Annotated in this window: 14 protein-coding genes; 4 read left to right on the top strand and 10 right to left on the bottom strand. The window is 26.9% G+C overall.

What is annotated here, in order from left to right; all coding sequences use genetic code 11:
* Positions 1-11: 11 nt before the first annotated feature.
* The 4 genes from H8923_RS06125 to H8923_RS06110 all read right to left on the bottom strand — a co-directional run bounded on the left by H8923_RS06125 (position 12) and on the right by H8923_RS06110 (position 3,142).
* On the bottom strand, positions 12-986 hold the full coding sequence (locus tag H8923_RS06125; protein WP_153972037.1) for a SpoIVB peptidase S55 domain-containing protein: 975 nt from the start codon (positions 984-986) through the stop codon (positions 12-14).
* Between the two features lie 163 nt (positions 987-1,149).
* On the bottom strand, positions 1,150-1,407 hold the full coding sequence (locus H8923_RS06120; protein ID WP_153972038.1) for a hypothetical protein: 258 nt from the start codon (positions 1,405-1,407) through the stop codon (positions 1,150-1,152).
* A gap of 16 nt (positions 1,408-1,423) precedes the next feature.
* Entirely contained in the window at positions 1,424-2,209 is a 786-nt protein-coding gene (locus H8923_RS06115) for a GNAT family N-acetyltransferase (RefSeq protein ID WP_153972039.1), read from the bottom strand.
* A gap of 108 nt (positions 2,210-2,317) precedes the next feature.
* Positions 2,318-3,142 (bottom strand): MerR family transcriptional regulator, encoded by an 825-nt coding sequence (locus H8923_RS06110; protein ID WP_153972040.1) that lies wholly within the window; start codon positions 3,140-3,142, stop codon positions 2,318-2,320.
* A gap of 270 nt (positions 3,143-3,412) precedes the next feature.
* Here H8923_RS06110 and H8923_RS06105 point away from each other — a divergent pair, with 270 nt between their 5' ends.
* Complete coding sequence (locus H8923_RS06105; RefSeq protein WP_172976733.1) at positions 3,413-3,565, top strand: hypothetical protein; 153 nt, start codon at positions 3,413-3,415, stop codon at positions 3,563-3,565.
* Between the two features lie 74 nt (positions 3,566-3,639).
* Here the strand turns inward: H8923_RS06105 and H8923_RS06100 are convergent, their stop codons facing one another.
* A complete protein-coding gene (locus H8923_RS06100) occupies positions 3,640-4,290 on the bottom strand; it encodes a Dph6-related ATP pyrophosphatase (protein WP_153972041.1) in 651 nt (216 codons plus the stop codon).
* Between the two features lie 126 nt (positions 4,291-4,416).
* Positions 4,417-4,845 carry a DMT family transporter gene (locus H8923_RS06095; protein ID WP_187127860.1) on the bottom strand — a complete coding sequence of 143 codons (429 nt, stop codon included), beginning with the start codon at positions 4,843-4,845 and terminating at the stop codon, positions 4,417-4,419.
* Between the two features lie 143 nt (positions 4,846-4,988).
* Between H8923_RS06095 and H8923_RS06090 the strand changes: the two genes are divergently transcribed.
* Positions 4,989-5,531 (top strand): hypothetical protein, encoded by a 543-nt coding sequence (locus tag H8923_RS06090; RefSeq protein WP_153972043.1) that lies wholly within the window; start codon positions 4,989-4,991, stop codon positions 5,529-5,531.
* 111 nt (positions 5,532-5,642) lie between these two features.
* Here the strand turns inward: H8923_RS06090 and H8923_RS06085 are convergent, their stop codons facing one another.
* Both H8923_RS06085 and H8923_RS06080 read right to left on the bottom strand, forming a co-directional pair.
* A complete protein-coding gene (locus H8923_RS06085) occupies positions 5,643-6,212 on the bottom strand; it encodes an ANTAR domain-containing response regulator (protein ID WP_153972044.1) in 570 nt (189 codons plus the stop codon).
* A gap of 32 nt (positions 6,213-6,244) precedes the next feature.
* The gene (locus H8923_RS06080; protein WP_153972045.1) at positions 6,245-7,564 is read right to left on the bottom strand and encodes a glutamine synthetase family protein; all 1,320 of its coding nucleotides are present in this window, start codon (positions 7,562-7,564) and stop codon (positions 6,245-6,247) included.
* Between the two features lie 394 nt (positions 7,565-7,958).
* On the opposite strand from H8923_RS06080, the gene H8923_RS06075 reads away from it, so the two are divergent.
* A complete protein-coding gene (locus H8923_RS06075) occupies positions 7,959-10,049 on the top strand; it encodes a glutamine synthetase III family protein (protein ID WP_153972046.1) in 2,091 nt (696 codons plus the stop codon).
* A gap of 80 nt (positions 10,050-10,129) precedes the next feature.
* Here the strand turns inward: H8923_RS06075 and H8923_RS06070 are convergent, their stop codons facing one another.
* Positions 10,130-11,683, bottom strand: a complete 1,554-nt coding sequence (locus H8923_RS06070) for a VanW family protein (RefSeq protein ID WP_153972047.1) — start codon at positions 11,681-11,683, stop codon at positions 10,130-10,132.
* Between the two features lie 196 nt (positions 11,684-11,879).
* Between H8923_RS06070 and H8923_RS06065 the strand changes: the two genes are divergently transcribed.
* Positions 11,880-12,821 carry a TIGR01212 family radical SAM protein gene (locus tag H8923_RS06065; RefSeq protein ID WP_153972048.1) on the top strand — a complete coding sequence of 314 codons (942 nt, stop codon included), beginning with the start codon at positions 11,880-11,882 and terminating at the stop codon, positions 12,819-12,821.
* 55 nt (positions 12,822-12,876) lie between these two features.
* On the opposite strand, the gene H8923_RS06060 is transcribed toward H8923_RS06065, so the two are convergent.
* Positions 12,877-13,803 (bottom strand): DMT family transporter, encoded by a 927-nt coding sequence (locus tag H8923_RS06060; protein WP_153972049.1) that lies wholly within the window; start codon positions 13,801-13,803, stop codon positions 12,877-12,879.
* Between the last annotated feature and the right edge of the window lie 90 nt (positions 13,804-13,893).

The raw sequence follows: 13,893 nt of genomic DNA, 5'->3' as shown, positions 1-13,893 counted from the left end.
ATGATGGAAAATTATTTTTCCATCATCCACTCTATATATAATCCTATACCTTCTTTTGGATTTGTAGCAATTACATGAGATAAAGCTCCTATTATTTTACCATTTTGAACTATTGGTGAACCACTCATACCTTGTAATATACCACCATATTCTTTTATAAAAGCTTCATCCACTACTTCAAATTCAAAACCTTGTGTACTTGGTTTATTTTGTTTATTTATTTTAGTTATATTAATTTCATAAAACTTTTTACTTTCTTCATTACTATTATTTATTACTAAACTCGCACTTCCTAATTTAACATCTTTAGCTTTACAAACTTCATAAATTTGTTTATCTTTAAATCCATCTAAACTAATATTTCCTTTTGCACCATATTCATTTACTTTATTAATTTTACCTTGAGAAGAATCATTAATTCTTCCATGTATACTTCCAACTTCATATTCATTAGATTTTTTTATCTCTAGCATATTACATAAATAAATTTCTCCATTTTGAGTTAGAACATTATTAAAATCAGGTACCCTAATATTATGAGCAACTGCTCCAAAAGAATAATCCTCTGGATTTATATAAGTTAAAGTAGCAGAAAAAGGTATATATTCTGTAAAAAAAGATGGCTTTAAGTCACTTAATTTTAAGTATAATGTTTCATACTTATTATTTCTTAATACTATTGTTTGAACTTTTTCATTCTTTTTATTTGATATAATATACTCAAGTATGTCTTCTCTATTATTTATATCTTTACCATCTACTTTACATATTAAATCATAATTCTCTAATCCATTTTTTTCATTTTCATTTCTGTAATACATAACTTTATTAGTATTCATATTTATTTGTAAAAGTTCCCCTCCTATAATGACCTCAGAAGGAATTTTTTCTTTTTTTTGCATTGAATAAATGCAAGTTGGAAATAATACTACTAATAAGAAAATAATTAAAAACATCTTAGTGTTAATTCTAAAGGATTTTTTCATAAAGTTCTCCTTTGAAATTAAATATTTTTAATTGCAATATTATTATATGTAATTGTATAAGCCTTTATAATGGTAAGTAATTTAATGAACTTTACTATTTGCATATACTTCATTTATTTTACTTATAAAAAAACGAGTATTTTCACTCGCTTTTTAAATAACTTTATTTATTCTCTTTTTTTGTTTTTATATCCATTTCTCCATATGCATAATTAACAGCATATGCAATTATATAACAAATAAATAATAAAATTAATATTGGAATAGTAGCTTTAAAACCTATATTAGATAATATTACCGAAAATATAGAGTCATCAAACTTAATAACCAATATAATCAATATTAAAATTATTGAAAATACCATAGATGCTTCTTTTAAAGCTTTTAATCTATAATATTTTTTTCTTTTGTTTTTTTCCATATCCGTCTCCTGATGTTTACTTTAATAGCATGCTCCAATTATCATCTATTTCATATCCAATTTTTTTATATATTCTACCTGCAACTTCACTAGAATAAAATAAGCAAGGTATCTTACCTTCATTAACTAATTCTTTTGATAATGTATAAGTCATTAATGTAGCTAAACCTTGATTTCTATAATTTACATCTGTACATGTACCACATACCATAGCTAAAAAACTAGTTTCTATTCCTGTAGATGTAGTACTTACTATTTTATTATCTTGTTTTACAAAGTATATCCTTGTATTTTTTTCTTTTAATTGCTTACTTTTAGATTCTATATAATCTTCAGTATACATATCTTCTATATTACATATAAAATCATTTAACTCTTTCAAATCACTAATTTCTGCTTTTTCTATTTTATTTTCTTTCAAGTTTAAAATATCTATTTCTTTTAAAGATTTTAAACTGCAAAAGTAAGTTTCTTTGCACTTTTTAAAATCCTTATATTTTGTCAATAACCTATCAATAACTATTTTTTTCCCACAAATTTCTTTTATATCTAAGCTATTTATATGATCTATCATTTCATCTATATTATAATCATTTTCATAACTATAAATAATTAAAGATTTATAGTATCTCAACATTACTGCTACAATTTTCTCATTATCCATTTGAAACCAAACATCTTGAAAGTCAGTTTCAAATCCATAATTCTCTACATCACCTATAATAAATAAATTTATACGCTCTTCATGAGATACATATTCCCAAAATGCATTTTCTAAGCTTTCATTTACTTTGGTAATCAAAAGTTTTACCCCCTTATATCTTTAAAACCAATAACTCTATTAATTATAAAAAAGTTTTGGTGAGACTTGATTTAATTATAAAAAAATCCCCCTTTGTTTGTCAAATACTTATGTCTGTTGTAACCTTTTCTTTATCGGTATTTGAATTTCTGTAATAAATTCTTCCACTTTACCTGTTTCATGTACATCTATCTTATATATTTCTATAGGATCTCCGATTATATCATAGTTTTCTTCATCGGAATATTCAATCATTCTATTTATATATTCTTTATTATTACTATAACTTCCTCTATAAGTCATAGTAATATAATAATTTCCATCAAAAGTTATATTGTATATACTTTCATCTTCATTTAAAAGACAAAATACTGAATTAAATTCATTATAAATATGATTTTTTATAGAATCTAAAGAATATACAGCTCCTATGTTATTATTTCCTAGAATATTAAACCTATTTTCATATTCCTTTTGAAGCTTTTGTATTAAAAAGTCCACATCCTCATCTCTTTTTATATTTGCATTTAACTTTAATGCTTTTCTTTTTTCAATATACTCTACTTTTATTTCATTAAATTTAGTATTATTGACAGTTTCTTCAATGGACTTTAGTCTTTGCTGAATATCCACTCTATGAGATAAAAGCTCGGATATTTTTTTATCAATTAGTTCTATTTCTTCATTTAACATTTTATTTGTTGATTCAATGCTTCTATTTACTAGATACTCTTTTATTTTTTTCATTGGGAAATTCAAACTTCTTAACTCTTTTATTAAATTTAACCTCCATATATCTGAAATGCTATATAATCTATACCCATTTGTATCTCTATAAGGATTTAATATCCCAATTTCCTCATAATACATAAGCGAGTCTCTTCCTATTCCATATATTTTTGATATTTCTCCTATTTTATAATAATCCTTCATATATTCCTCCTGACTAATATTCTAGGATAAATTATTTGTCTTTGGTATTATATCACAGTTTAATATTTGTATTATTATGTCTAGGATTTAACGTATAGTAATATTAATAAAACTTATTTCTTATTTTCAATATACTTTAAAATTATCTATAATTTAATTATAAAATTTTCTATAATTCTTTTTTATTTCTAAAAATGCAAATTATCTATTGTTATACTTTTACCTTATTTTCATAAAATATAAATAACATATTTTAAGGAGGACTTAATTATGGAACATAATTGTGGATGTGGTTGTAATCATAACAATTTTGAAATAGCTAATCTTGATAGTAAAGAACAAGACGCTATAAAAAAGGCAGAAGCTCAAGTAAAATCAGAAACTGGTAAAGATATTATAATGATTGCATGGGAAAAGAAATAAAATTTAAAAGATATAATTTGTAAAAGTAAAAAAGTCAGTTCAAAATAAATTAATTGTTTTGAACTGACTTTTTATTAAATAATATGTAAATGGCCATAATTTTCATCTAAAGTAACTTTACCTTGTTTAAAGCTTATGGGATTTTTAAATAAAGGCCCATCACTTACAAAAGTATGGTATTCTCCATTTTCCCCACACGCATCTGAACCTGTTGCTTTTATTTCTTGTATTAAATTTCTAGTTAGAACTTTACCTAAGAAATCGTCTCCCAGATTATTTAAATTTACCTTTTTAATTGTTGCTTTAAATCCACTATCAATAAATTCATATACTAAATTTTCTCTATTCTCTTGCCACAAAGGAAACTCTGCAACCATACCAGTTGCATTGCATCTATCTACTCCCCATTGTTTATGATGCTCTATATCAATATCTCCATATACACATATACTTGCACCCTTTTGCTTTGCTACTAATAATTTTCTTTCAAACTCTTTTTCATATTCATTAACGTCACATTCTACAGTAATAAGCTCTATTCCTAAACTATCACTTACCTTTTTTAGAAAATCATGGTTTATTCCATGAGTCCAAGACTCGTCTTCATTTTTCTTTACCGTCGTTAAAAGCGCTAATGGAGTATATCCTTTTTTGATCATTCTATGTAAAGCTAAAACACTATCTTTTCCTCCACTAAATGAAATTACAAATTTTTTGTTTTTCATTCTAACTCTCCTCCAATTATCATTTGTTTAAATTCACTTTTTTGAGTCACTGAGTTGTCATATTATTTTTTATAGTCTATATTATGTATCCATTATAAAAAGTAATTAAATATGTAATTTATTCATCTAATTTAGCATAAAGAATACGCCTATAAATATTAATGCTGCACCTATATAATTATACAGATGTATAGTGTTTTTGCCTAGTATAACACTATCAATTATAAATCCTAATATAACTTGAGAAATTACTATTAATGTAAGTGTATTAGATACTCCTAGTGATGGTATTGCTTTTACTGTAAAGTAAATTATTAAACCTCCAAATACTCCTCCTAGCAATAATGTAGGTTTTATCGGACCTACTCTTATTAAATCTTTAAAATCACCTGCAATTAAAATACTTATCAAAAAAAATAATGCACCTACAACTAAACTAATAAAAGTTGCTATTAGAGCTGTAGTGTTTTTCTCTAATTCTCCATTTAAAAAAGCTTCCAAAGTAGTAGAGAGGCCAGCAAGCACTGCGAAAAATATAGCTACCACATTAGACACATTCAAACCTCCTTATAAATATAGTAATTAATAAATTTTATGATACAAACTATCTATTAATTACTACTCTTGTCCTTTGAAATTAACTATTTTATGTTATAATGTTATAAAATAATCATAAGTATTTTTAAAGAGGTGAATTTATGTTTCAATTTTTTAACATCAACTTTAATGGAGTTAATAAAAAAGAAAATGCTAGTAAATTTATATCAATAGGTCTAGTTCTAATTGTTTTAGGAACACTTTCTCTATTATATAAAAACCTTGGAATCAAAATAGTGTCTTGGCTATTAGGTCTATCACTATTATTTATAGCATACCTAAACTTAAAAAACATTAATGAACTTTCAAGATATGCTTCAAAAGAAGAACTTAAACCACACAAACGTAACCAAGCTATCCTTTTATTCTTCGTAGTATTATTATTTATATTTCCTACAAAGATTCAAGGATTTATTTCTTCTATTATAGGTGCATACTTAGTCGTTAATCAGCTATTAAAAATTGCTGCAAGTAAAAATAATCCTTATTTTAAATTTGGTTTATCTAACATGTTTACATTTTTATTTGGTATAACTTTAATTATATCTCCCTTATTTTTATCGAAGTTTATATCATCTATAATGTCATTTATAGTAGTAATAATAGGTTTAAACCTATTTGCAATGGGAAATCGTCTTAGATAAATTATACTAAAAGTATAAAAAATGTAGAGTTAGTGTAGAGTTAAACTCTAACCTTTCTCTACATTTTTATATTTATATCAACATTTATATTTCTATATTAGCTTCTAATTCTTAATTTTCATAAGTTTTTAAAATATTTTGTGCCACATCTTTTTTAGTAATTCTTCTATCCATAGCTTGCTTTTCTATATATCTATGAGCTTGGGGTTCTGTCATGTTTAGATATTGTATTAAAATACATTTTGCTCTATCTATTATCCTTATTTCTGATATTTTATTTTTTAACTTTAAATTCTCTTCCTTTAATTTCAAAATACTCTTTGTTGATTTATTTACTAACTTTATAGCCTGATATAAAAGCTGTTTATTTAATGGTTTTTCAACAATAAATACACCAAAATCTTCAACCTTTGAAGATACGCCATCTGCCATATCACGCTTTACCATAAGTATAACGCCTGATGAGGTATTAGTAGTTATGTTTAATGCTAAATCATGCCCAAACTCATCAAATAAAGGAGCATTTATTAATATTAAATCAAAATTATTATCCATCAAAACTCTTCTTCCTTCGCTTCCACTACTTGCTGTATCGATACTAGAAAATCCACTCATTTTTAAAATATCTGAAAGGATATCCTTGCCTTTGTCTGAACTAGATATAATCAGCGCACTTACCATAAAAACCATCCTTTCTTTAAAAATGCATTTAGTTAGATATTTGAGAAGTACAATTCCCTTTCAACTTTCTCTTTATCTGTTCTAGCATCATACTTTCTCCACTCTTGCTCTTTGCTATCTATATAATTTGTTATTGTCTTTTCTGATAAAATAGATTTAATAAATTCATTATTTTTAGATAGGTTTATTGATTCATACATATTTTTAGGTAAAGTTTCTATATCCTTTAATTCTCCAATATGCGATTTGCTTAAATTTGTATTACATGGTTCACAAAGAGATAAGTTTTTTTCAATACCCTCAAGTCCAGCCCCTATTAATAGAGCCAATGCTAAATAAGGATTACATGATGGATCTGGAGAACGAAGTTTTATATTTTTATACTCATCATTTCTTATAGTAAGTTTTATAAGCTGAGATAAATTTTTATGAGACCAAGTTATATACTTTGGAGCATTATAACTTCCAAATCTACTATATGAATTGGTAATAGGGTTTAAAAATAAAGTAATCTCTTTAATTCTATTCATAATTCCTGCGATAAATTTATGCACAATTTCTTTATCTACCATTTTAGGTTCTTCAAATAAGTTAATTTTGTTATCACAAATTATGAAATTAAAATAAAGCCCACTTCCATTTTCATTTATAAATGGTTTTGGCATAAACGATGCAAAAAGTCCACTAGTTGATGCACTAGTTTTTACAACAGACTTAAAGTTAATTATATTATCAGCCGCAGACAAAGGTCCTACATAATAAAAACTAATCTCATTTTGTCCTGGACCTTGCTCATGATGTGAATTTTCTAATTCAATTCCCATTTCATCAAGTATCAAACATATTTCTCTTCTTATATTTTCCCCTTTATCTATAGGTGCTATATCACAGTATCCAGCATAGTCTTGTGGAATATTTGTAGGATTACCGTTCTCATCTTGCTGGAAAAGGTAAAATTCACATTCTGATCCTACTTTAAAAGAATATCCCATATCTTTTCCCTTTTTTATAACCTTCTTAATTATATGTCTTCCATCTCCCTCAAAATGTCGCCCATCTGGATACTTTATATCACAAAAAAATCTTAAAACTCTTCCATGTTGAGGTCTCCAAGGAAGTATAGATAAAGTTTTAACATCAGGATGCAAGTATAAATCAGAATCCTCTGCATTCATAAAACCCTTTACAGAAGATGCATTAAAACAAACGCCTTCTTTTAATGCTTTTTTTAACTCATTTGGCATTATAGATATATTTCTTTGAGTTCCAAAAATATCACAAAATGCAAGCCTTATAAATTTAACATCATTTTCTTCAATAAACTCTAAAACTTCATTTTCACTATAATCCATAAACCCCTCCTATATTAATTATGATTAATAACTTAAAATAATAAAAGGTGCTCATCAAAAGATAAAATATAGAGACTTTTACCTCAAGATGAACACCTTTGTTCATTATAATATGTATAATTGTAATTTCCACCACCTCAATTGTCAATATTTTCTTAATTTATTTCATTTTAGAAATAAATGAATTATCAAAATTATTTTTTTCATTTTTTTATTTTTTTGCGTTGACAATAAAAAATCATTTGAATATAATGACACTATAAATAATAATAACAACAGCAAAGGCGCTGTAGGTTAGTCTAACCTACTGCGCCTTTTTTAATTTCAAAAAATTTATATAAGGATACAATGATGTCTTCTTATATCAGTTACTAAATTATTGGAGGGATTGATAATGAGAAATGTACCAGAATTATTTGGAAGTATGGTTTTTAATGACAAAATAATGAAAGAAAGATTACCTAAAGATGCTTATAAGAAATTAAAAGATACTGTTCAAGAAGGTCTTGCACTTGATATAAATATTGCAAATATAGTTGCAAATTCAATGAAAGATTGGGCTATTGAAAAAGGTGCAACTCACTTTACGCACTGGTTCCAACCAATGACAGGTATTACCGCTGAGAAACATGACAGCTTTATATCTCCAACATCTGATGGAGGTATAATAATGGAGTTTTCAGGAAAAGAATTGATAAAAGGTGAGCCTGATGCTTCAAGTTTCCCATCAGGTGGATTAAGAAGTACATTTGAAGCTAGAGGTTACACTGCTTGGGATCCTACATCTTTTGCATTTATTAGAGATAATACGTTATGTATACCTACAGTATTTTGCTCTTATTCTGGAAATGTATTAGATAAGAAAACACCTTTACTTAGATCTATGGAAGTAATAAATAAATATGCATTAAGAATACTTAAATTATTCGGAGATACAACAACTACTAGAGTTACTACTACAGTTGGTCCAGAACAAGAATATTTCTTAATAGATAAAGAACTTTATAATAAAAGAAAGGACATACAATTAACTGGTAGGACTTTACTAGGTGCAAGAGCACCAAAAGGTCAAGAGTTGAGTGATCATTATTTTGGAGCAATAAAACCTAGGATTGCTGCATATATGGAAGATTTAGATGAAGAACTTTGGAAATTAGGTGTTTTATCTAAAACAAAACATAACGAAGTTGCTCCTTCACAACACGAACTTGCTCCTATATTTACTAATAGTAATGTAGCAAGTGATCATAACCAAATTGTAATGGATTTAATGAAAACTATTGCAGATAAGCATGGTTTAGTTTGTCTTTTACATGAAAAACCATTTGCAGGATTAAATGGTAGCGGTAAACATAATAACTGGTCTTTGATTACTAACACAGGAAAAAACTTATTAAATCCTGGTAAAAATCCTAGAGAAAACACTCAATTTTTATTATTCTTAGCTGCTGTAATTAAAGCCGTAGATGAATATCAAGATTTACTTAGAATATCTGTTTCTAGTGCAGGAAATGACCATCGCCTAGGTGGACATGAGGCACCTCCAGCAATAGTTTCTATGTTTATTGGTTCTGATTTAGAAGATGTTTTAGAATCTATTGAGAATGATATTGAGTATTCAAATAAAAGTACTGCCAAAATGGAAATTTCAGTGGATGTATTACCATCATTTAAAAAGGATACAACAGATAGAAATAGAACTTCTCCATTTGCTTTTACAGGTAATAAATTTGAGTTCCGTATGCTAGGCTCAACAGTTTCTATTGCTTGTCCTAATACAATTTTAAATACTATAGTTGCTAACTCTTTATGTGAATTTGCTGATAAACTTGAAGGATCTTATGACTTTGACAATGATGTAAATAAATTAATAAAAGATACTTTCTTAAAACATAAAAGAATAGTATTTAATGGAAATAATTACTCTGATGAATGGATAAATGAAGCCGAGAAAAGAGGTTTGCTAAATCTTAAAACTACAGTTGATGCTCTTCCATACTATACCATAGATAAAAATATCAAATTATTTGAGAAATACAGTATATATACTAAAGAAGAAATTCAATCAAGATACGAGATACTTTTAGATGAGTATTCTAAAACTATAAATATAGAAGCTCTTACATTATGCGATATGATAAAAAAAGATATCATACCATGTGTTTGCAAATATATTAAAGAATTAAGTGATACTGCAGCATCTAAAAAGTTACTTTTAGCTGATATCGATTGTAGCGTTGAGATAGATTTAGTATCAAAACTGTCTTCTTTAAATAGTTGTTTAGCAAAAAGAGTTTATGATTTAGATAATAATCTTATAGACTCTAAAAATACTGAAAGTACTTTAGAAATGGCAAAATTCTATAAAAAAAATATATTACCTGCAATGCAAGAAGTTAGAGCTATTGCAGACGAATTAGAATTAATGGTTAGTTCTAAGTATTGGCCTTATCCAACTTATGGCGATCTTTTATTCAGCATATAATTTAATTTCTAAGGCTAAAATGAAATTTAATATCATAAATAAAAAAGTATTACTGGATATATATCCAGTAATACTTTTTCTTATCTATACACACTTGTATCTATATGCTTTTCATAAACTTTATTTTTATTAGAATCATACCCATAAAGATACGTATTTGCTACTTTTCCATTTGCATAACTTACTGCCTCATAAGTTATACCTTCTGTTGCATTTTTATTTGACCAAAATTCTATATATATTCTTCCTCCTGATGTATATGTATTTATTACTAATGGGTAGTCATAGGTATTCTTAAATTTATAATCAATACTTCCAGTTGCCAAAGTTGCATCTAAACCTCTAGGTACATAACTTACTGCCTTTGAATGATTTCTTCTCTCGGTTGGAAGTATGCCTGCTTTTAACTGTGCATTATACATTGTACTAGAAACCTGGCATACTCCACCTCCAATCCCCTGTACTAAGTTTCCATTAGATATTACTGGTGCATATGTATATCCATTTTCTTGCGAAACAGGTCCTACTGTATTTTCATATGAAAACTCTTCTCCTGGCATTAATAACAAATCATCTATTTTACTTGTTGCTACTTCTATATTTTTACCTCTTCCTCCTCCAGTTCCATATTGAGTTGAATAGCTAGATATCTTTGTATCAATTTTTTCTAAATCTAAAGTACTAATCTTAGGTTCTTCTTTTATATAATTTACAGTAACATTATTCTCTATATTTTCTCCATTATAATCTTCAATAGTAGATTTTATTTCATTTATCAAACTATCTCTATCTACTACATTTCCATTTTTACCCTTTATAACTTTAATTTCATTCCCGCTTATTTCCACACTCGGTTCTATGCTACTTTCACTATTATCTTCATAAACTTTATCTACAAATTCATTTATAGCCTTATCATCAATTACTATATCAAATTTATAATCTCTACTTGTACCTATTGTTATTATTCCAAACTGTTGTAGCTTATTTCCATCTTTTCCATAAGACATAACTTCCTCTGTTAGATTCTCTTCATTATAACTTTTTATTAATTCACTAAATTTTATATCATACTTGTTATTTTTAGTTTCTATATTAATTTTACTATTCCCCATAATATTTTTAACATTATCTATTTCATCTTTTAGGCTACCTTCATCAAGCTTCGATATATTACTTTCATATAATCTAGCTCTTGGATACACTATATTTTCATACTTAGAAGCAACATTATTAGCTACTACTCCTAATATTACTGCTACACATAAACATACACCTGTAATGATTTTCTTTTTCTTTGTAAATCTACTTTTATTAATACTTTCTTCCACTTCAGGCTGATTTGATTTTTCTTTTGAATCTAATTCATCCAAATCTTCTACTGGCTCTATTTTATCCTTTGAATTTTCAACATTTGATATATCTTCTTCACTGTAATTGCTATCTTCTTTGTTAGATAATTCACTATTGCTTTGCTCTGGTACTTCATCGCTTATTTCTAATTCCGATAAGTCATCAATATCTAATTGACTATAATTTACAGATTCATCGTCATTTACAAAAGCATTTTCATTAAAATTAGAACCTTTATTTTCATCTGATCGATCATTTACCCCATCTTTTTCTTTATCCAACTTAATCCCCCCAATACTTTAACTAATGCTAGTTAATTTTACTTATAATTCTTTAGTGTCTATACATACATTCTTTAAAGTATATGATAATAATAAAACAGGTATTTATAGTTTATTAATTTGTATATATAATTTTTTTATGGTAATATATCTTTAATATAATTACAATTAATAACTATTAGAAAAGGTGATAATATTGACAAAATTTAAATATGCATTTGACAATAAAAGATATCATACATGGAATTACTACCTTAGAAATACATTTGGCGAAAAAATCTTTAAAGTATCTATAAATGCAGGATTCACTTGCCCAAATATTGATGGAAAAATAACTTACGGTGGGTGTACTTACTGTAGCAAGGAAGGTTCTGGAGATTTTGCAGGAAATCCTAAGGATGACTTAATAAAGCAATTTTATGAGATTAGAGAAATGATGCTAAAAAAATGGCCTAAAGCTAAGTATATCGGATATTTCCAAGCTTATACTAATACTTATGCTCCCCTTGAAGTTTTAAAAGAAAAATATGAAACTATTTTAGAATTAGAAGATGTTATAGGTTTATCTATTTCAACAAGGCCCGACTGTCTTCCTGATGATGTAGTTGAGTATTTAGGAGAACTTAATGAAAGAACTAACTTATGGGTTGAACTAGGTCTTCAAACTATACATGATTCAACTTCTAAGTTAATAAATAGAGGTCATGATTATCAAACCTTCCTTGAAGGTGTTGAGAAGCTAAAAGCTAAGAATATCAAGGTAATAGTTCATATAATAAATGGACTTCCTGGTGAGGATTATAATATGATGATGGAAACTGCTAAAGCTGTTGGTAGGCTTGGTGTAGATGGTATAAAAATACATCTACTTCATGTTATAAAAAATACTCCTATGGAAAAAATGCTTGATAATGGTATGTTAAAACTTATGAGTCAAGATGAATATATTAACTTAGTATGTGATCAACTTGAGGCTCTTCCTGAAGAAATGATAGTCCATAGACTTACTGGTGATGGTAAAAGAGAAGATCTTGTAGGTCCTTTATGGAGCTTAAAAAAATGGGAAGTGTTAAATCAAATTGATGCAACCCTAAAAGAACGTAATACATTCCAGGGGGCAAAATATACTAAAGAGTAAAATATATAAAACAGGGTGTTATAGTATCCATAACACCCTGTTTTTAATATATACCTTAGCATATATCTTGAAAATCTATGCTAGAGTCTTCAATTCCTTTATTGCTAGTTCCTTTTATTGCAATTATTGCTGACGCTATCATAAATAGTAATCCTAATAGTTTTATTACTAAAAATTGTTCTCCTATTATGAACCATCCTATTAATTGAGCAAAGATTAATTCAACTGAGGCTATTACTCCTGCTACTGATAACTCTACTCCTTTTGATATACCATTCATATATAGTATATATGCAAATGCCGCAGGTAAAAGCCCTAACGCTAACATATTAAATAATATGAATAGATTGGACATTTGGCTAAATACTTCTATTGGGTTAGATATTGGTATCATAAATAATGTTCCAAATAAAAATGAATATATAACTAATGTTATACTTTCATTTTCTATTAATGCATTTTTATTTAGTATTGGCATTAATGCATAAGTTATTGCTGACAATATACCTATTCCAATACCTATTGGGTTTAAATTACTTAAATCTAATTTTCCACCTGTTACAGCTAGTATTGCTCCTATAAAACATAGTATTAATGATAATATTTTATTTTTATTTATATCTTCTTTAAACGCAATCCTAGAAAATACTGCTAAAAATAATGGTGAAGTATAAAGTAATACTGCAGCTACAGACACTCCAACACTTTGTATCGCGTTTAAGTATGATACGTTAAATAATGCTTGACATATAAGTCCAATTACTACTGAATACATTAGTCCTTTTTTGCTTATTTTTAATAAATGAGGCTGTTTTATTGAACTATATATAATCAAAAACATACAACCTAAAAATAATCTTATAAATGCAACTTGTTGTGGGTTTAGTCCGCTTTCCATTAAATTGTTAGAAAATAGACCGATTGTTGACCATAATAACCCAGCTATGGCTATTAGCATGTAGCCTAGATTTCTTTCTTTCATTGATATTCTCCTTTTTGTCAAAATCTTTTCTAATTATACCATATACATATATACAACGTTATCCCTAATTTTCTTGATATTTTTGTACAT

Origin of the sequence: Romboutsia faecis (assembly GCF_014323405.1) — a bacterium.
Taxonomy (GTDB): domain Bacteria; phylum Bacillota; class Clostridia; order Peptostreptococcales; family Peptostreptococcaceae; genus Romboutsia_E; species Romboutsia_E faecis.
Note: the sequence above shows the minus strand (reverse complement) of the source record. Positions and strands in the feature narration are given on the sequence as shown.

Coding starts and splice junctions, on each gene's coding strand:
- H8923_RS06125 (WP_153972037.1), bottom strand. CDS start 986: ATGAAAAAATCCTTTAGAATTAACACTAAGATGTTTTTAATTATTTTC.
- H8923_RS06120 (WP_153972038.1), bottom strand. CDS start 1,407: ATGGAAAAAAACAAAAGAAAAAAATATTATAGATTAAAAGCTTTAAAA.
- H8923_RS06110 (WP_153972040.1), bottom strand. CDS start 3,142: ATGAAGGATTATTATAAAATAGGAGAAATATCAAAAATATATGGAATA.
- H8923_RS06105 (WP_172976733.1), top strand. CDS start 3,413: ATGGAACATAATTGTGGATGTGGTTGTAATCATAACAATTTTGAAATA.
- H8923_RS06100 (WP_153972041.1), bottom strand. CDS start 4,290: ATGAAAAACAAAAAATTTGTAATTTCATTTAGTGGAGGAAAAGATAGT.
- H8923_RS06090 (WP_153972043.1), top strand. CDS start 4,989: ATGTTTCAATTTTTTAACATCAACTTTAATGGAGTTAATAAAAAAGAA.
- H8923_RS06085 (WP_153972044.1), bottom strand. CDS start 6,212: ATGGTAAGTGCGCTGATTATATCTAGTTCAGACAAAGGCAAGGATATC.
- H8923_RS06080 (WP_153972045.1), bottom strand. CDS start 7,564: ATGGATTATAGTGAAAATGAAGTTTTAGAGTTTATTGAAGAAAATGAT.
- H8923_RS06075 (WP_153972046.1), top strand. CDS start 7,959: ATGAGAAATGTACCAGAATTATTTGGAAGTATGGTTTTTAATGACAAA.
- H8923_RS06060 (WP_153972049.1), bottom strand. CDS start 13,803: ATGAAAGAAAGAAATCTAGGCTACATGCTAATAGCCATAGCTGGGTTA.